The organism is Crenobacter intestini, assembly GCF_004919095.1.
GTDB lineage: Bacteria > Pseudomonadota > Gammaproteobacteria > Burkholderiales > Chromobacteriaceae > Craterilacuibacter > Craterilacuibacter intestini.
In genome coordinates this window covers 20,944-37,450 of sequence record NZ_STGJ01000017.1, presented here as the reverse complement: position 1 = coordinate 37,450, position 16,507 = coordinate 20,944, and the positions used below count along the sequence as shown (strand labels likewise).

17 protein-coding genes and 1 tRNA gene are annotated in these 16,507 nt (G+C 64.4%); 12 read left to right on the top strand and 6 right to left on the bottom strand.

Annotation, left to right across the window (positions count from 1 at the left end):
* Positions 1-7 precede the first annotated feature (7 nt).
* A complete protein-coding gene (locus E5K04_RS13645; RefSeq protein WP_136555058.1) occupies positions 8-871 on the bottom strand; it encodes an ATP-grasp domain-containing protein in 864 nt (287 codons plus the stop codon).
* A gap of 123 nt (positions 872-994) precedes the next feature.
* Here E5K04_RS13645 and E5K04_RS13640 point away from each other — a divergent pair, with 123 nt between their 5' ends.
* The 4 genes from E5K04_RS13640 (at position 995) to E5K04_RS13625 (ending at position 4,098) form a co-directional block, all read left to right on the top strand.
* Positions 995-1,369, top strand: a complete 375-nt coding sequence (locus E5K04_RS13640; protein WP_136555056.1) for an ArsR/SmtB family transcription factor — start codon at positions 995-997, stop codon at positions 1,367-1,369.
* Positions 1,366-1,839, top strand: coding sequence for an arsenate reductase ArsC (locus E5K04_RS13635; RefSeq protein ID WP_136555053.1), 474 nt, complete (start codon positions 1,366-1,368; stop codon positions 1,837-1,839). Before E5K04_RS13640 ends, E5K04_RS13635 begins: the two co-directional genes overlap by 4 nt.
* A 24-nt stretch (positions 1,840-1,863) precedes the next feature.
* Entirely contained in the window at positions 1,864-2,916 is a 1,053-nt protein-coding gene (gene arsB, locus E5K04_RS13630) for an ACR3 family arsenite efflux transporter (protein WP_136555051.1), read from the top strand.
* 180 nt (positions 2,917-3,096) lie between these two features.
* The gene (locus E5K04_RS13625; protein WP_136555049.1) at positions 3,097-4,098 is read left to right on the top strand and encodes a sulfate ABC transporter substrate-binding protein; all 1,002 of its coding nucleotides are present in this window, start codon (positions 3,097-3,099) and stop codon (positions 4,096-4,098) included.
* Between the two features lie 153 nt (positions 4,099-4,251).
* Here E5K04_RS13625 and E5K04_RS13620 read toward each other — a convergent pair whose 3' ends face one another.
* From E5K04_RS13620 to E5K04_RS13610, 3 genes are read right to left on the bottom strand one after another with little or no spacing between them, the layout of a single operon-like run.
* The gene (locus tag E5K04_RS13620; RefSeq protein WP_205700376.1) at positions 4,252-4,755 is read right to left on the bottom strand and encodes a TPM domain-containing protein; all 504 of its coding nucleotides are present in this window, start codon (positions 4,753-4,755) and stop codon (positions 4,252-4,254) included.
* The gene (locus E5K04_RS13615; protein ID WP_136555045.1) at positions 4,755-5,630 is read right to left on the bottom strand and encodes a TPM domain-containing protein; all 876 of its coding nucleotides are present in this window, start codon (positions 5,628-5,630) and stop codon (positions 4,755-4,757) included. Before E5K04_RS13615 ends, E5K04_RS13620 begins: the two co-directional genes overlap by 1 nt.
* A gap of 1 nt (position 5,631) precedes the next feature.
* Positions 5,632-6,252 (bottom strand): LemA family protein, encoded by a 621-nt coding sequence (locus E5K04_RS13610; protein ID WP_136555043.1) that lies wholly within the window; start codon positions 6,250-6,252, stop codon positions 5,632-5,634.
* Between the two features lie 451 nt (positions 6,253-6,703).
* Between E5K04_RS13610 and E5K04_RS13605 the strand changes: the two genes are divergently transcribed.
* The 7 genes from E5K04_RS13605 to E5K04_RS13575 all read left to right on the top strand — a co-directional run bounded on the left by E5K04_RS13605 (position 6,704) and on the right by E5K04_RS13575 (position 12,992).
* Positions 6,704-8,269, top strand: a complete 1,566-nt coding sequence (locus tag E5K04_RS13605; RefSeq protein WP_168929231.1) for a tyrosine-type recombinase/integrase — start codon at positions 6,704-6,706, stop codon at positions 8,267-8,269.
* 500 nt (positions 8,270-8,769) lie between these two features.
* Positions 8,770-8,967 carry a helix-turn-helix transcriptional regulator gene (locus tag E5K04_RS13600; RefSeq protein ID WP_136555039.1) on the top strand — a complete coding sequence of 66 codons (198 nt, stop codon included), beginning with the start codon at positions 8,770-8,772 and terminating at the stop codon, positions 8,965-8,967.
* Positions 8,968-9,106: 139 nt separating this feature from the next.
* The gene (locus E5K04_RS16910) at positions 9,107-9,529 is read left to right on the top strand and encodes a CHC2 zinc finger domain-containing protein (RefSeq protein ID WP_136555037.1); all 423 of its coding nucleotides are present in this window, start codon (positions 9,107-9,109) and stop codon (positions 9,527-9,529) included.
* Complete coding sequence (locus E5K04_RS13590) at positions 9,526-11,385, top strand: AAA family ATPase (protein ID WP_205700375.1); 1,860 nt, start codon at positions 9,526-9,528, stop codon at positions 11,383-11,385. The genes E5K04_RS16910 and E5K04_RS13590 overlap by 4 nt, the downstream gene beginning before the upstream one ends.
* Positions 11,382-11,828, top strand: coding sequence for a hypothetical protein (locus E5K04_RS13585; RefSeq protein ID WP_136555035.1), 447 nt, complete (start codon positions 11,382-11,384; stop codon positions 11,826-11,828). Before E5K04_RS13590 ends, E5K04_RS13585 begins: the two co-directional genes overlap by 4 nt.
* Positions 11,825-12,463, top strand: a complete 639-nt coding sequence (locus tag E5K04_RS16665) for a hypothetical protein (protein WP_168929230.1) — start codon at positions 11,825-11,827, stop codon at positions 12,461-12,463. Before E5K04_RS13585 ends, E5K04_RS16665 begins: the two co-directional genes overlap by 4 nt.
* Positions 12,464-12,761: 298 nt before the next feature.
* Complete coding sequence (locus E5K04_RS13575) at positions 12,762-12,992, top strand: hypothetical protein (protein ID WP_136555030.1); 231 nt, start codon at positions 12,762-12,764, stop codon at positions 12,990-12,992.
* A gap of 411 nt (positions 12,993-13,403) precedes the next feature.
* Here the strand turns inward: E5K04_RS13575 and E5K04_RS13570 are convergent.
* Positions 13,404-13,480: transfer RNA gene (locus E5K04_RS13570), tRNA-Arg, on the bottom strand.
* Between the two features lie 131 nt (positions 13,481-13,611).
* On the opposite strand from E5K04_RS13570, the gene E5K04_RS13565 reads away from it, so the two are divergent.
* Positions 13,612-14,370: a c-type cytochrome gene (locus tag E5K04_RS13565; protein WP_136555029.1), complete on the top strand. Its 759-nt coding sequence runs from the start codon at positions 13,612-13,614 to the stop codon at positions 14,368-14,370.
* Between the two features lie 66 nt (positions 14,371-14,436).
* On the opposite strand, the gene E5K04_RS13560 is transcribed toward E5K04_RS13565, so the two are convergent.
* On the bottom strand, positions 14,437-16,473 hold the full coding sequence (locus tag E5K04_RS13560) for a UvrD-helicase domain-containing protein (RefSeq protein ID WP_407920086.1): 2,037 nt from the start codon (positions 16,471-16,473) through the stop codon (positions 14,437-14,439).
* Between the last annotated feature and the right edge of the window lie 34 nt (positions 16,474-16,507).

Below are 16,507 nucleotides of genomic sequence, written 5' to 3'. Positions count from 1 at the left end.
TGCTTGCTCAGCCTTGCAGGTGGCGGACAAAGGTGAAGAAGTAGGGACAGAGGCTGCCGCCAAAGTGCGGATTGATCTCGAACACTTTGGGCGCGCCGCCTTCTTCCTTGTAATTCACGCAGCACAGGCCCTCGAAGCCGAGCGCGGAGAGCATGTCGCCGAACAGCGCGAGGTGGCGCGCGGCGACCGGCGCCCAACTGGCGGGCGTCTTGCCCTTGACCGGGGTGTCGTCGGCGAAGCGATAGCGGATGTTCAGCGCGTGCTCGACGCGGCCGCCGCGAAACAGCAGGTGGGTCGCGAACTCCTCTTCCCCGCGCACCAGCGCCTGGCAGAAGTAATCCGGGTCGGCGAAGAGCGGGGCGTAGCGGCGCAAGTCCGCTTCATCGCGCACCACGTGGCAGTGCTGGCCCATCACGTCGTGCCGCCGCTTGACGATGAAGGGCAGCGCAAGCACGCCTGCCTCGGCGATGCGCGGCATTGCGTGGGTAAACCCCGCCTGCTCCAGGTGGCGGTAGAAGTGCTGCTTGTCGTCGCACAGCAAGACGCTTTCGGCGCTGGGCAGCGGCAGCGGGTTGTCTGCCCATAGCGCTTGCGACTGCCGCCTGAGCCCGAGCAGCGGTTCGATGTCCAGCGGGACGACCAGGTCCGCGTCCGCGAGCGCCTGACCCTCCAGCGGCGCGAAGCTGAGCGTGTGCGGACTGCCGGCAAAACCCTTCCTGAGCGCATCCTTCCAACCCGGCTTGGGCGAGAACAGGATGCGCCACGCGTCCGGCGTGCCGCGTCGGCGTACCTCCCAGCGGGACGAAAGCAGGAAGGCTGCCTTGCGCAGACGGGCGTCGGTGCGTTGTAGCGCGGGAATGAGGGGGCTCATCGGGGGGAGACTCCTGTCCGGTCACGTCTTATTTTTAGCAAATACGCCAATGTGTTTTTTTAAATATTTAAGATTGCCAAATCTGGCTGGTAGACACTTCAATAATCGTCGTAATATTGAAGCATGGAAAACCAGACCGCCGCCCAACTGTTCGAGTCGCTCGCCTCCGGCATCCGGCTCGACGCCTTCCGCCTCTTGGTCAAACACGGCCACGCGGGCCTTGTCGCCGGCGAGATCGCCAGCGCGCTTGCTATCGCGCCAAACAAGCTGTCCTTCCACCTGAAGGCGCTGACCCACGCGGGCCTGGTGTCAGTGACGCAGGAGGGGCGCTTCCAGCGCTACCGCGCCAACCTCGCGTTGATGCTGGACCTGGTTGCCTACCTGACCGCCGAGTGCTGCAGCGGCGAGCCCGGGCAATGTCTGGACGCGTGCGCGGCGCCAGCGTGTCCGGCCGTGCTGCAGCCCCCTGTTTCACCTCCGACGGAACTCAAACCATGAACGTGCTGTTTCTGTGCACCGGCAACTCGTGCCGCTCCATTCTCGGCGAAGTCACCTTCAACCATCTGGCGCCTGAAGGCTGGCGGGCGATGAGTGCCGGCAGCCAGCCTGCCGGTTACGTCCACCCGCGCTCGCTCGTCCTGCTGGCGCGTGAAGGAATGCAGACGGACGGTGTTTCCAGCAAAAGCTGGGACGCGCTGCCGGCGGTGCCGGACATCGTGATCACCGTGTGCGCGTCCGCCGCCGGCGAGACCTGCCCGGCTTACTTGGGGCCGGTGCTGCGCACGCACTGGGGCGTGGACGACCCGGCGCACGCGACCGGCACCGACGAACAAATCAACGCGGCCTTCATGGCGGCGTACCGCACCTTGCGCGCGCGCATCGAGGCAATGCTCGCGCTGCCGCTCGAAACGCTGGATAAAGCCGCGCTCAAGGCCGAGCTCGACCGCATCGGCCGCGAAGTAGGCTGAGCCCCAATCTTGAAGGAGCCTTGCATGCAAGCCGGACGCCTGTCCTTCCTCGACCGTTACCTGACCCTTTGGATCTTCGGCGCGATGGCGCTGGGGATCGTGCTGGGCACTGTCATCCCCGGCTTTCCCGGGTGGTTGAACAGCCTGTCGGTCGGTTCGACCAACCTGCCGATCGCCATCGGCCTGATCGTGATGATGTATCCGCCGCTCGCCCGCGTGCATTACGAGGACCTGCCGCGCGTATTCGCCGACAAGCGCATGCTGGCGCTGTCCCTGCTGCAAAACTGGGTGGTTGGCCCGGCGCTGATGTTCGCGCTGGCGGTGATTTTTCTGGGGGACTCGCCCGAGTACATGACCGGGGTGATCCTGATCGGGCTTGCGCGCTGCATCGCGATGGTGATCGTGTGGAACCAGCTTGCGCGCGGCGACAACCAGTACGTCGCAGGCCTCATCGCGTTCAACTCGATCTTCCAGATCCTGTTCTTCAGCGTGTTCGCCTGGGTTTATCTCTCGGTGCTGCCGCCGCTGTTCGGCCTGCAGGGACAGGTGATCGACGTCGGCTTCACCACCATTGCCGAGGCGGTGCTGGTGTATCTGGGCATCCCGTTCGCCGCCGGTTTCCTGACCCGCAAGTGGCTGGTCGCGCGCCGCGGCAGCACCTGGTACGAGACGCGCTTCCTGCCGAAGATCGGCCCGCTGACGCTGGTCGCACTGCTCATGACCATCGTCGCCATGTTCAGCCTGAAGGGCGCCGACGTGGTGCGCCTGCCGCTCGACGCGCTGCGCATCGCCTTGCCGCTGACGATTTATTTTGTGGTGATGTTCTTCGTCAGCTTCCTGATGGGGCGCCTGGCCGGCGAGGACTACGCCAAGACCACGGCGATGAGCTTCACCGCCGCCAGCAACAACTTCGAACTGGCCATCGCGGTGGCGATCGCCGCCTTCGGGCTGGCCAGCCCGGTTGCGTTTGCCGCGGTGATCGGCCCGCTGGTCGAGGTGCCGGTGCTGATCCTGTTGGTGAATGCGGCCCTGTGGATGGGCCGGCGCTGGTTTGCCGGGCGCGGCGCGCCGGCGTGAGCGGGGGCGTCTGGCGGGCGACGGCGGCGGGGCCGGTTGGCCGTACCCGCTTGCAGGCAGGGCGGCGTGGCAGAACGTTTAAATTCCCATCTGGAATTACAAAATCATTTTATATTATTTTTCAATATATACGGTTCGTTCAGAATGGAGCTTCCAAAAGACATATACAGGGAGTGATCCATGAAGCCGTTCACGCAAAAACTGCTCGCGTCCTTGCTGGCGCTGTCGCTGGTGGGCACTGCTGCCGCCGAGGCAACCTTGCTCAACGTGTCGTACGACCCGACCCGCGAGTTGTACAAGGACATCAACCAGGGCTTTGCCGCACAGTGGCAGAAGAAGACCGGCGAGGCGCTGACCATCAAGCAGTCGCACGGCGGTTCGGGCAAACAGTCGCGTTCGGTGATCGACGGCCTGGAAGCCGACGTGGTGACGTTGGCCCTGGCTTCCGACATCGACGCCATCGCCACCCATGCCAAACTGCTGCCCGCCAACTGGCAAAAGCGGCTGCCGCAGAACAGTACACCGTTCACTTCGACCATCGTGTTCCTCGTCCGCAAGGACAACCCGAAGCAGATCAAGAACTGGAGCGACCTGGTTAAACCCGGCGTGCAGGTGATCACCCCGAACCCGAAAACCTCCGGTGGTGCACGCTGGAACTACCTCGCCGCCTACGCGTGGGCGCTCAAGCAACCCGGCGCCACCGAGGCATCGGCGCAGGATTACCTGAAAAAGCTGTACGCCAACGTGCCGGTGCTGGACACCGGCGCGCGTGGTTCGACCATGACCTTCGTGCAGCGCGGCATCGGCGACGTGTTGCTGGCGTGGGAGAACGAGGCGCTTCTGGCCAAGCAGGAACTCGGGCCGGACAAGGTCGACATCGTGGTGCCGCCCCTGTCGATCAAGGCCGAGCCGCCGGTGGCCGTCGTCGACAAGGTCGTCGACAAGCGCGGTACCCGCAAGCAGGCGGAAGCCTACCTGAACTACCTGTACACCCCGGACGCACAACGTGCCGCTGCCAAGCACTACTACCGGCCGACCAATCCGGCGGTAGCGCGCGAAACGGCCGCAGCCTTCCCCAAGGTCAAGCTGGTCAGCATCGACCAGTTGGGCGGCTGGACGGCGTTGCAAACCAAGCACTTCGACGATGGTGGCGTGTTCGACCGCATCACCACCGGCAAGTGATGACGGTTGCCTCCCGAGCCTGACCGGGCAGGGCATCGTGCGCGGCGGTGTGGCGGCCCGCGCATCGCTGCCGGGGTGACGTCCTGATTGGCCGGACCGGGCCTTCTTCCTGCAGGACAAGCACGCGCCTCTTTACGGACACTCCGGCCGGGCTCACAGCACCACCGGCCGGTCGGGCAACTCGTTGCGGGAAGGCGCAGCCGGGGCGGGGAAGTGCCTGGCCAGCAGCCGGGCCACTGCCTGGATGCCGCCGATGGCGCCCGCTTCGAAGCGCCCGTCGCGGAACGCGGCCTCCATCTCGCGGCAGGCCGCTTCCCATTCCTGCGGGTCGACCCGCGCATGGATGCCGCGGTCGGCGACGATCTCGACGTCGCGGTCGGCCAGCAGCAGGTAGATCAGCACGCCGTTGTTGTGTTCGGTGTCCCACACGCGCAGCAGAGAAAACACCTCGAGCGCGCGCTCGCGCGCAGGCTCGCCGGCAAACAGCGCGCTGGCGGACAGGGCGCCCTCCAGCGCGAAGCAGATCTGCCCGCCGTGCAGCCGTTCGCTGTCGCGGATCGCCTGTTCGATGGCGGCGAGCGTGGTCGGCGGAAAGCGCCGCCCAAGCTGGCGGCCGCTCATGCCCAGGTGGCGGAGAATGCGTGGCAGGCTGTTCATCACCATCTCCCCGAGGCGCCGCCGCCCCCGAAGCCGCCGCCCCCTCCGCCAAAGCCGCCGCCCCCGAAACCGCCACCGAAACCGCCACCAAAACCACCGCCGCGGCCCCTGCCGCCGCTGCGCCAGCCGCCATGTCCGCCCAGCCTGCCGAACAGGGTGAACAGGAAGGCCAGCGCGCCGCACAGCAGCGCCACACCGCCCGCGCCGAGCAGCAGCCAGACCGCCACCGATACCCCGCCGCCGGTCAGCAGGGCCGCCGGTAGCCGGCCCACGGCGAGGCGCAAGAGGCTGCCCAGCGACACCACCACCAGCAGGATCAGCGGTGCCAGCTCCATCAGTTGCGACTGCGCGGAAGGCTCGGCCTTGGCAGGCGGCGGCAGCGGCTCGCCGCCGGCCACCCGCAGCATGCTGTCCACGCCGGCGTTAACGCCGCCGGCAAAGTCGCCCTGGCGGAAGCGGGGGACGATCACCTCGCTGATGATGCGCTTGCTGGTCGCGTCGTTCAGCGCGCCTTCCAGCCCGTAGCCCACTTCGATGCGCAAGGCGCGGTCGTCCTTGGCCACCACCAGCAAGGCGCCGTCGTCCACCCCCTTGCGCCCCAGCTTCCATTGCTCGGCGACCCTGAGCGCGTACTGTTCGATCGGCTCGCCTTCCGTGCCGGGCACCATCAAGAGCGCGATCTGGCTGCCCTTTTCGGCTTCGAAGGCGGCCAGTTTGGCTTCCAGCGCGGCCTGCTGTTCGGCGCTGAGCGTGCCGGTCAGGTCGGTGACCCGCGCCTTGAGCGGCGGGACCGCCACTTCGGCCAAGGCGGCGCCCGCGCAAGAGAGCCATAGGCAGCAAAGCCAGACCAGGGTGCGGGGCAGCAGGGCGGACATGTCAGTTTCCGGCTGCTGGGGCGGGGGGCGGCGCGCCGAAGTCGACCTGCGGTGCCGTGCTGATGGCCTTCTCGTTCTCGACGGTGAAGTTGGGTTTGACCTTGTAGCCCAGCACCATCGCGGTCAGGTTGGACGGGAAGCTGCGCACGGTCAGGTTGTAGTCCTGCACCGCCTTGATGTAGCGGTTGCGGGCGACCGCGATGCGGTTTTCCGTGCCTTCAAGCTGGGCCTGCAGGTCGCGGAAGCCCGCGTCGGCCTTGAGTTGGGGGTAGTTCTCGCTGACCGCCAGCAGGCGGGACAGCGCGCCGCCCAGTTTGGCCTGCTCCGCCTGGAAGCGCGCCAGCGCTTCCGGGTCGTTGGCAAGTTCCGGCGTGATCTGCAGGCTACCCACCCGGGCGCGCGCCTCGGTCACCTGAAGCAATACCGCCTGCTCGTGCTTGGCGTAGCCCTGGACGGTCCGCACCAGGTTGGGGACCAGGTCGGCGCGGCGCTGATACTGGTTCAGCACCTCGGACCAGCTGGAATTGATCTGCTCGTCGGTGGACTGCAGGGTGTTGTAGCCGCAGCCGGAGAGCAGCGACACCCACGCCGCAAGCAGCAGCATCCATATGTTCCGGGGCATTTGGCGTCCTTTGCGGGCAGGCCACCTGATCGTGGCGGGGGCTGCGAAGAGAAAGCGTCAGGCATGCTTTTCGCACGTTTACTAGCCTAGGACAGGAAAAACGGATAAGGAAGTATCAGGACGGGCAGGATCGGCGTTTTGGCGCGGGGGTGCACCGGCGTGGCGCCGGCATGACGGCAGGGAGCAGAAACGGACAAGGGCTCGCGTCGTATAAACGCAAGCCCTTGATTTATCTGGCGCACCCGACAGGGATCGAACCTGTGACCTTCAGCTTCGGAAACAGGCTGTTTTATGTCATCTGTTGAAAGTCCGCGTAACCCAAATCCGCGCAAAGCCTTATTTTACAAGGCTTCATTCCAAGCGTGTGTCGCATCATCTATCAGCGTGTATCATGGTAGCGCGCGCCAACTGTACCCCAGTTTGCCCCCAGTTTTTTAGTTCGAGGACTGCCATGCCCGCTACACGTCTTTTGACCGCGAAGGAAATCGAGAACGCAAAGCTGCCAGCCGGTGAAGCAGAGCTAGTGCTGCGCGATGGGGATGGTCTTGAGCTTCGCCTAAGGCCACGGAACAAGCAGTGGAGGTTCCGGTATTCCTGGAATGGTGGGCGTGCGGCGATCATCATCTGCCCGTTTGGCGAGACCAAAGCCGAGCGCGCGCAATCGACCAAAATCGCCAGAGCCGCCGCCGACCAGTACCGCGCTTGGTTGCGCCCGCCCAAAGACGGGAGCGGAACCGAACCAAGAGACCCGCGCGAAGTGCTGGCCGCTGCTGCTGTCGAGCGCCAACGCGAAGAGGAAGCGGAGAGGGCGCGCATCGAAGCTGAAGAGACCAGAGCCAAGGCCGAGCGCGAGGCAGAAGAACGCGCTGCTGCCGAACTGACGATGGACGAGCTGTTCGCGCAGTGGGACGCATCGCATGGTGTGATGCTGGCGCCGCACTGGCGAGCCGTGAGGCAGTCGCACTGGCGCTGCCATGTGTCGCCGCTGGTTGGCCGACTGAAGGTGAGTCAAGCCGACCGCGCGCCGCTTATCAAGCACTATGACCGGCTGAAGAAGGCCGGCAAGGACGCAACTGCCAAGGTCGCGCTTGCGCTGGTCAAACAGGTGGTCGCCTGGGGCGCCGACCGTGCGCTGGTGGACGAGTCGCACCCGCTGCTGCACTTGCGAGTGCCGCGCGCCAACCGGATTGCCGGCAAGCGCCAGTCCCCTGATTCATTCGACGCCGCCAAGTACCTGGCAAAGCATGGTGATGGCGTGATCGGTGAGGATGCCGAGGACGACAAGGCAGGCCGCGCGCTGAAGCTGGAAGAGGTGGTCGAGTTACTGAACAAGAAGCTGCCGGCGAGCAGTCAGGCCGAGACCGGCAAGGCGATCATCCGTCTGATGCTGGCGACCGGCATCCGTGCCAGTCAGGCTGTGGCTTTGCGCTGGAAGTGGGTGCTGCTGGATCGCCGCGTCATCATCTTTCCGGCTGGAACCATGAAGGCCGGCAAGACGCATCATGTTCACCTGTCCGACTACGCCGCTGCGCAACTGGCGCAGATGCTGGAGTTCAAGACCGGCGAGTTCGTATTCCAGGCGCCGCGCAAAGCGAACGCGCATGTTCGGCGTGACAACGTGGGGACGGACATTTCCAAGCGCCAGCTTTACAAGGATGCATCTGCAACCGACGAGGAGTTCGCCGCCAGGGTTGCCAAGCGCATGGAAAGCCGGCGCTGCCGCAAGGAAACCGACCTGTACAACATGCCGTTCGGCAAGTGGACGTTGTATGACCTGCGACGCACGGCGGCAACGCTACTGATGGGGCTGGTGGCTGCCGATTGGGACGTTGTTCAGCGCATCCTTGCCCACGCTGACCCGCATGGCGTGACGGGGCGCTATGTCCGTTTTTCAGCTTGGGATGATCGTTGCAAGGCGCTGGACGAGCTAGGGCGTGCGCTTGAGGCGTGCCAGCGAGGCGAGCAACCGAGCGCCGACTCGACCAACGTCATCGGCTTTGCACGCAAGACGGGATGATTTTTTAGGCTTGTATTTAAAACACAACACTTTAGGCGGCACCCCGACCGGTTTTTTTCACCGAATGGGAGGGGCGCACGAAAAAAAGCGCACACCAACAAAACAAATTGCATGCGCCATTCCGCGCCATTTGTTTTCCAACAAAAGCCCTTCGCCTGTTCATGGGTGGGCACAGTTTGGTCACAGGCCGTCGGGCGGGGAAAGGCGTGCGTGTCAATGATGGCGTGCGTGGGGCACAGTCCGTACAATCTCGTTTGCCGGTGATACATACAGGCACAAAAAAAGGCCGCCCAGTTGGGCAGCCATTTCTGGCGCAGGACTCTGTTGACGCAGAGGACGGCGCAGTAACCAGCCAAAGGCCAGCACACATTCCTTGGAAGGGAATACCCGACTAGCGTCGAGTTACGGGATGTTACAACTAGTTATGTGCAGTTGCATAGCCCCGTTTCGCGCCGTCTGTCGCCGTTTGCTGCCGCCTTGGCACCAAGATAAGGCGCTTTATGATCTCTACAGACCAGAAATTCATCCGCCCCGCCCAAGTCGCCGCACGCTACAGCGTGACGCGCACGACCGTTTACCGGTGGCTTGCCACTGATCCCGAGTTCCCGAAGCCGCGCAAGTTTGGCTCCGCGACGCTGTTCAGCATCGACGACCTTGAAGCCTGGGAGCAATCCCGCCCGCAATTCGCCGCAGCTTGAGGACACCAGCCATGTGTATGCGATTCGCTTCGCAGGGGTTGGCGTGTCTGCGCGCTGTGCTGGATCTGCTGGCTGGCGCTGTCGTTGCCAGCCACCTGGGCGCCGGCCTTGTGCTGGCCGTGCTGATCATTTGGAGGGGATGGATTTGACCGACTTTTTCGACGCCGTAAGGGCGACTCTGAAATACCGAGTCGCGCTTGGGATCGGCAAAAAGAAAAGCGCCGCCGGGGAGAGGGACCGGAACGGCGCACGCACAAGGGAAATGCCTGCCAATTATAGCGCGACCGGCGCATTCTGCCGCGATCTGCTGCCCGAGGCTGGCGACTTTTATCGTCAGCACTTTGGCGACGGTATGAGGGTTACGAGCAAGGGTTGGCTGGTGCGCTGCCCGTTCCACGATGACGCTACGCCGAGCGCCATTGCCTACCGTGCGGACGGTGGGTTCCATTGCTTCGGGTGTGGGGTTCATTGCCGCGACGTGCTCGACTTTCATCAGCGCTTGACCGGACAGGACTTCAAGACCGCTGCACAGGCGCTTGGTGCGTGGAGGGCTGGCCGATGACCTCGCTGACCATGCGATTTCCCGTCGAGCACAAGCAGGCGCTGCTGGCTGCCGTAAAGCGTGCCCGCAACCCTGACAACAAGTGGCAGGTGTCGCCTTACTTCGACGCAGCCGGCGACCTGCTGTTCGCCCGCGTCAGGATCGACACCGCGACCGACAAGACCATCCGCCCGTTCCATCTGGCCGGCGACCGCTGGAAGCAAGGCGAGCCGACCTTCGAGGGCAAGAAGCCACTGCTGAACCTGCCGCTGCTGGCCGCGCACCAGGACGACGAGGTGTGGCTGGTCGAGGGCGAGAAGTGCGCCACCGTGCTGACCGACGCCGGTAAGCTGGCGGCGACTTCAGGCGGGGCGACCAGCGTACCCGGCGCCGACTGGACGCCACTGTCAGGCCGGCGCGTGATCGTCTGGCCGGACAACGACCAGCCCGGGGCAAAGTGGCTGGCCGACCTGTTGCCGGAGCTGGCGCGTATCGGCGCCGAGGTGCGCGTGGTCGACGTCAATAAGCTGGAGCTTGCCGAGAGTGGCGACGTGGCCGACTGGCTGCCGCTGTACGGCATCGAGGCGCTGGATGACCTGCCGATGGTCGAGGCCGAGGCGCTGGTGCCGGAAGCTGCTCGCGTCGAACTGGTGCGCGCCGACCAGATCAAGATTGAGCCGATCCGCTGGTTGTGGGATGGCTGGCTTGCTTGCGGGAAGCTGCACATCTTGGCCGGTGCGCCGGGGACAGGTAAGACGACTATCGCAATGGCGATGGCCGCAACGGTGACGCGGGGCGGACGGTGGCCGGATGGAAGCCGCTGTGCGCGTAGCAGCGTGTTGATCTGGTCGGGTGAGGACGATCCGCAGGATACGCTGGTGCCGCGTCTGATGGCGGCTGGCGCTGACCTGTCGAGAGTGTTCTTTGTTACGGGCACCCGCTCGACGCCTGATGAGGTGCGACCGTTCGACCCTGCCGCTGACCTTGATCTGTTGCAGCGAACCGTCAGGCAGGCCGGCGACGTCCGCCTGATGGTTGTTGATCCCGTTGTGTCCGCCGTGAGTGGCGACTCCCATAAGAACACCGAGGTGCGCCGTGCGCTGCAACCGCTGGTCGAGATGGCCGGCACCATCGGCTGCGCGCTGGTGGGTATCACGCACTTCAGCAAAGGCACGGGCGGCAAAGACCCTGCCGAGCGCGTTACGGGGTCGATCGCTTTCACGGCGCTGGCGCGTGTGGTGCTGGCGACCGCGAAGCGTGAGGACGACGACGGCAACCGCTCTCAGGTGCTGGCACGTGCCAAGTCCAACATTGGACAGGATCATGGCGGCTTCGCCTACGAGTTCGAACAGGTCGAGCTTGCCGATCACCCCGGCGTATTTGCATCGCGGGTTATGTGGGGCGAGGCGCTGGAAGGCGAGGCGCGCGAACTACTTGGGACGCCAGAGCCTGCCGGCGATGGTGAAGGCGGCACGCTGGCCGACGCCAAGCGCTTCTTGCGCTCGCTGCTGGAGGATGGGCCGGTGTCCTCAAAGTCCGTGAAGGCCGATGCTGACGGCGCTGGTTATTCGTGGGCGACCATCCGCAGGGCGCAGACCGCATTGGGCGTGGTAGCCGAGAAAGGGAAGGGCTTGGCCAATGGCCAGTGGCACTGGCGACTGCCCGACACCTACGTCGAAAAAGAGGCCGAAAGTGGAAGATGCTCAAGAAAACGGGAAGATGCTCAACAAAAAAAGATGAGCACCTTCGGGAAAATTGAGCATCTTCGGGGCGTCGACACCGACTTCGACGCGGACGACGACTTGGACGAGGAGGCCGTGCCCGACCCTGACTGGCTGGCCGGCTACGACGCGAACAGCGACGAGGCTCGCATATGAGCGCCGCCGAGATCATCAAGCAGGTGGCCGACGCCGGGGCGACGATCAAGGTCGAGGGCGGGGTGCTGGTCATCCGGCCAGCGTCCGCTGTCCCGGCGCCGACAATGGCGTCTGTGAAGGCGTACAAGCCCGAGATCATCCGCGCACTGGTTGCCGCCAACGATCCGACGCCGGCACCGCCGAGGCGCGTGAGCCTTCGCTACAAGCTGGATGGCACGAACGGGGGCAATAGCGGCGGGGTCATCATTGACGATGATCTGGTCGGCGCCGTGCGTGACTTGATGGAGCGCTACAAGTCCCGGCTGGATATGGATGACCTGCTGGAACGCATCCGCGAGCGCTTCGCCATCGTGGCCGAATCCGCGCCGGACGCAGAGGCGTTGCGCGTGGCGCTGGCCGAAGCCGAGGCCGTGATCCTGGCATCGAAAAGGGGGGAACAATGACCACCAGCAAAGATGCCCCGCTCCGGCTGACCAAGGCTGACGACGAACGCGACGAGGACGCGCTTGCCCGATCCGCAGCAGGGGGACAGGTCGGCGCAGCCGCAAGCACAAACATTCTGGCTGGCCGTCTGTTTGGCGAGGGGAGGGTAGACCTGACGGCCTGCCTGCAAGCCGTCGAGGAGCTAGGCGCGCAGGTGTCTGCCGGGGATTTGACGCCGCTGGAGAAGATGCTGACCGCGCAGGCCGTCGTGCTCGACCAGCTGTTCGGCGACCTAACCCGCCGCGCATTGGGGGCGTCGCACCAGAAGGGGCGCGAGGTGGATCTGAAGCTGGCGTTGAAGGCGCAGGCGCAATGCCGCTCGACGGTCGAGGCGCTGGCCGAGATCAAGCAGCCGGCGCCCAAGGTGTTCGCCCGCCAAGCCAACATCACCAGTGGCCCGCAGCAGGTCAACAACGGCCTGCCGCCCGCGCGCACGGGAAAATCCGGCAAGCAGTCAAACGAACTTTTGGAGGATCGAGAACATGAGCAATGGCTGGACACCCGAGCGACGGGCAAAACAGGCCGAGCTGATCCGGCAATGGCAACCTTGGGCGAAATCCACGGGCGCAAGGACGGCAGAGGGAAAGGCCGCTAGTGCCCGCAATTCGACCAAGCACGGGTTGTACTCCAAGGCCGCCAAGGCCGAGCGAGCCGAGCTTCGAGCGTTGCTTCGGCACATGGCACGCCGGTTGCGCGAGGACTGACTGCTAACCCAACTAGACCCGCTTCGGCGGGTTTTTGAGCGTCTATCGAGCTAGGGTTTTCTAGAGGTTGGGGCGGTCAAAACAAAAAGTGCGGCACTCAAATCGAGGGTAACTCGCATGGGTTGAAAGTGCATTTGGATATGCTAAATCCATTAGTGAAGGACAAACAAATGGCGAATGGAGATGGCAATGGCTCAGAATGTTTCGGTTGTTCGTGAAGATGGGTTCGTGAAAATCATCACTGGAAACGCAGCGGCGCTCCACTACCCGTCGGCGCTCTTGCCTGCTCTGGTTGAGGCCTCTGCTGAGCAGTTCGATGATTACCGAGTGAGTGGCTATCGTATCCATTGGGATCAGATTGGCTTTTCGCTGCTGTTTGCAGAGGCCTCTGTTGCTGGCATCCGTCCTGCTTTTGAGTAGCGGCTACAAACCAGTGCCTCCAGCCATCGAGTCGGATAGCACTGCTGACGAACCAGCAAGCAGCCAAGCTGAGCCGAGTGCAGCCGCAGACTGTTCGAGCCTGGGCGAGTGGATCGCGTCGGGCGCCAGTCGAGCCGGTGCAGACCCAAGCCGACTCGCGCTGGTAACTTGGCGGCTTTTTACCGATCCTCAAGGCGGTGAGGGTGTACTTGTAGCCAAAACCGTACAGCCAGTAATGCTATGTTGGCGACCTCCAACTGACCGCTGACCCGCTGCTGACAGACCCGCCCGAGTGGCGGGTTTTTTTTGTAGCCTGCGCCAACTGCACCCCAGTTTGCCCCCAGTTTGACGCTTTGAGGGCTGGAAACGGACAGGGGGTTACGCCGCAATGACGTAACCCCCTGATTTATCTGGCGCACCCGACAGGGATCGAACCTGTGACCTTCAGCTTCGGAAACTGACACTCTATCCAACTGAGCTACGGATGCTGTGCTATCGAGGCGCGATGATAGCCCAGCTTCAGCCTACAGTCCAGCATGGTTTTCTTTCCTTGCCGATGCAGTTTGCGTATAATTGCTGGCGATTGTAATTGTCATTTTATTTCTCCAGGCGAGGCTGTATGAGCAACGAAAACAAGATGGCTCCCGCACAGATCATCAAGGTGCTGGTAGGCATCATCGTCTTTGTCGTGGTGGCGATTTACCTGTTGGCCAAGCTGGCCACCAGCGGCTTTGACGTTAATGCAGAAGTCATGACCAAGGAAGCCGTTGCCGCCCGCCTGAAGCCGGTCGGCGATTCCGTCGCCGGCGACCCGCCGGGCTCGCGTACCGGCGAGGGCATCTACAAGGCACTGTGCGCGTCCTGCCACGCGGCCGGCCTGGCCGGTTCGCCCAAGTTCGGCGACGCCGCGGCCTGGGCGCCGCGCATCGCCAAGGGCGAGGCGACGCTGTTCACCCACGCGATCGGCGGCTTCAACGCGATGCCGGCGCGCGGCGGTGGTGCCGACCTGACCGACGACGAAGTGAAGCGTGCGGTGGTGTACATGGCCAACAACGGTGGTGCCAAGTTTGCCGAGCCGGCAGCCGGTGCCGCTGCAGGCGCATCCGCGCCGGCCGGAGCCGTGGCAGCCGCCGACCCGGCCGTGGTCGGCAAGAAGGTCTACGACGCCGCTTGCGTCGCCTGCCACGCGGCAGGGGTTGCCGGCGCGCCGAAGTTCGGCGACAAGGCCGCATGGGCGCCGCGCATCGCCAAGGGCGAGGACGCGCTGGTCGCCTCCGGCATCAAGGGCCTGAACGCGATGCCGCCCAAGGGCACCTTCGCCGGCCCGGACGCCGAGTTCAAGGCCGCCGTGCAGTACATGGTGAACGCCGCCAAGTAAGGCTGCTTTGCCAGAGAAAACGCCGCGCATCGCGCGGCGTTTTCTATTTGGGGGAGAGCAACGGCTTCAGTCGCGCTTCTTGGCGTCCAACAGCGCGCTCAGGTTGGCCAGCCGGCTCTTGCCTTCCTGCTTGCTGACTAGGGGTTCGGCGCCCGGGCGGCCGAAGTGGCGCAGGTCGCCTTCACCGATCTCGCTGATGAAGCGCGAGGGGTCGACGAACTGCCACTCGCCGGCGCGTTTGCGCTTCACGCAGTAGCTGAGGGTCAGGCTCCTCTGCGCGCGGGTGATGCCGACGTACATCAGCCGGCGCTCCTCCTCGACCATGCCGTTGTCGACCGATTCGCTGTGCGGCAGGATGCCTTCCTCGCAGCCGACCAGGAACACGTGCGGGTACTCCAGCCCCTTGGACGCGTGCAGCGTCGACATCTTCACCGCGTCGACCTCGCCCTCGTCGCGCCCCTCGAGCATGGTGATCAGCGCGATGGTCTGCGTGAGCTCGATCAGGTTCTTGTTGTCCTCGTCGCCCTTGCGGGTCAGCCACGCGGCCAGTTCCAGCACGTTCTTCCACTTGTTCTCGGCGGCGCGCGGGCTGTCCTCGCTGTCGTACAGCCACGCCTCGTAGCCGATCGCACCGAGCATCTCGAGGATCAGCGTGCCGGCGCCCTCGCGCAGCGCGCGCATCTTCAGCGCGTCGATGAAGGCGCAGAACTGGGTCAGCGGCTCGAGCTGCGCCGCCTGCACCTGGCTCTGGAAACCGGTCTCGTGCGCGGCGGCGAACAGGCTGACCTGGCGCTGGCCGGCCCACGCGCCGAGCTTCTCCAGCGTCACCGCGCCGACGCCGCGCTTGGGCGTGGTCAGCGCACGGATGAAGGCCGGGTCGTCGTCCGGGTTGGTGACCAGCCGCATATAGGAGAGCACGTCCTTGATCTCGGGCTTGTCGAAGAAGCTCTGCCCGCCGGCCATCTGGTATGGCACCTTGTGGGTGCGCAGCGCCTGCTCGAAGATGCGCGCCTGGTAGTTGCCGCGGTAGAGGATCGCGTAGTCCTTGAAGTCGGTGCGGCACTCGAACTTGTGCGCCAGGAGCCGCTGCACGACGGTTTCCGCCTCGTGCTCTTCATCTTTGCATTGCACGACGTGAATGGGCTCGCCCAGGCCCAGTTCGCTCCACAACTGCTTTTCAAACAGCTTGGGGTTGTTGGCGATCACCGAGTTGGCCGCGCGCAGGATGCGCACGGTCGAGCGGTAGTTCTGTTCGAGCTTGATGATCTTGAGTTTGGGGAAGTCCTGCTGCAGCAGGCGCAGGTTTTCCATATTGGCGCCGCGCCACGCGTAGATGCTCTGGTCGTCGTCGCCGACCGCGGTGAACATGCCGCGCACGCCGGTGAGCAGCTTCACCAGCCGGTACTGGCAGGTGTTGGTGTCCTGGTATTCGTCGAGCAGCAGGTAGCGCAGCTTGTTCTGCCACTTGCCAAGCACCTCGGGGAAACGCTCGAACAGCTCGACCGGCAGCCGGATCAGGTCGTCGAAGTCGACCGCCTGGTAGGCGGCTAGCGTCGCCTGGTAGGAGAGGTAGGTGCGCGCACACACCGATTCCCACTCGTTGCCGGCGTCCAGCAGCACCTGGTCCGGCGTCTTGAAGTCGTTCTTCCACAGCGAGATCTGGCTCTGCACCCTGCGCACCTCGTCCTTGGCGGTGCTCTTGAGGATGTCGGAGATGATCTTGCCCGCGTCGTACGCGTCGAGGATGGAGAACTGCGGCTTGTAGCCGAGGTGCGGCGCCTCCTGCCTGAGGATCTGCATGCCCAGCGAGTGGAAGGTCGACACGGTCAGCCCGCGGATTTCCTCGGACGACAGCAGCTTGGCCGCGCGCTCCATCATCTCGCGCGCCGCCTTGTTGGTGAAGGTGATCGCCGCGATATTGCGCGCGCTGATGCCGCCCTCGCGGATCAGGTGCGCGATCTTGAAGGTGATCACCCGCGTCTTGCCCGAGCCTGCGCCGGCGAGCACGAGCAGGGGGCCGTCCAGGTAGTGGATGGCTTCGCGTTGCGGGGGGTTGAGCAGGGTGGACATCGGCGGGCGGGGGGCGGTGGTGCGGGTGGGCATTCTAGCACGCCCCCTTGCGGTATCATGGCCACAG

Coding starts and splice junctions, on each gene's coding strand:
- E5K04_RS13645 (WP_136555058.1), bottom strand. CDS start 871: ATGAGCCCCCTCATTCCCGCGCTACAACGCACCGACGCCCGTCTGCGC.
- E5K04_RS13640 (WP_136555056.1), top strand. CDS start 995: ATGGAAAACCAGACCGCCGCCCAACTGTTCGAGTCGCTCGCCTCCGGC.
- E5K04_RS13635 (WP_136555053.1), top strand. CDS start 1,366: ATGAACGTGCTGTTTCTGTGCACCGGCAACTCGTGCCGCTCCATTCTC.
- arsB (WP_136555051.1), top strand. CDS start 1,864: ATGCAAGCCGGACGCCTGTCCTTCCTCGACCGTTACCTGACCCTTTGG.
- E5K04_RS13625 (WP_136555049.1), top strand. CDS start 3,097: ATGAAGCCGTTCACGCAAAAACTGCTCGCGTCCTTGCTGGCGCTGTCG.
- E5K04_RS13620 (WP_205700376.1), bottom strand. CDS start 4,755: ATGAACAGCCTGCCACGCATTCTCCGCCACCTGGGCATGAGCGGCCGC.
- E5K04_RS13615 (WP_136555045.1), bottom strand. CDS start 5,630: ATGTCCGCCCTGCTGCCCCGCACCCTGGTCTGGCTTTGCTGCCTATGG.
- E5K04_RS13610 (WP_136555043.1), bottom strand. CDS start 6,252: ATGCCCCGGAACATATGGATGCTGCTGCTTGCGGCGTGGGTGTCGCTG.
- E5K04_RS13605 (WP_168929231.1), top strand. CDS start 6,704: ATGCCCGCTACACGTCTTTTGACCGCGAAGGAAATCGAGAACGCAAAG.
- E5K04_RS13600 (WP_136555039.1), top strand. CDS start 8,770: ATGATCTCTACAGACCAGAAATTCATCCGCCCCGCCCAAGTCGCCGCA.
- E5K04_RS16910 (WP_136555037.1), top strand. CDS start 9,107: ATGGATTTGACCGACTTTTTCGACGCCGTAAGGGCGACTCTGAAATAC.
- E5K04_RS13590 (WP_205700375.1), top strand. CDS start 9,526: ATGACCTCGCTGACCATGCGATTTCCCGTCGAGCACAAGCAGGCGCTG.
- E5K04_RS13585 (WP_136555035.1), top strand. CDS start 11,382: ATGAGCGCCGCCGAGATCATCAAGCAGGTGGCCGACGCCGGGGCGACG.
- E5K04_RS16665 (WP_168929230.1), top strand. CDS start 11,825: ATGACCACCAGCAAAGATGCCCCGCTCCGGCTGACCAAGGCTGACGAC.
- E5K04_RS13575 (WP_136555030.1), top strand. CDS start 12,762: ATGGCTCAGAATGTTTCGGTTGTTCGTGAAGATGGGTTCGTGAAAATC.
- E5K04_RS13565 (WP_136555029.1), top strand. CDS start 13,612: ATGAGCAACGAAAACAAGATGGCTCCCGCACAGATCATCAAGGTGCTG.
- E5K04_RS13560 (WP_407920086.1), bottom strand. CDS start 16,473: ATGCCCACCCGCACCACCGCCCCCCGCCCGCCGATGTCCACCCTGCTC.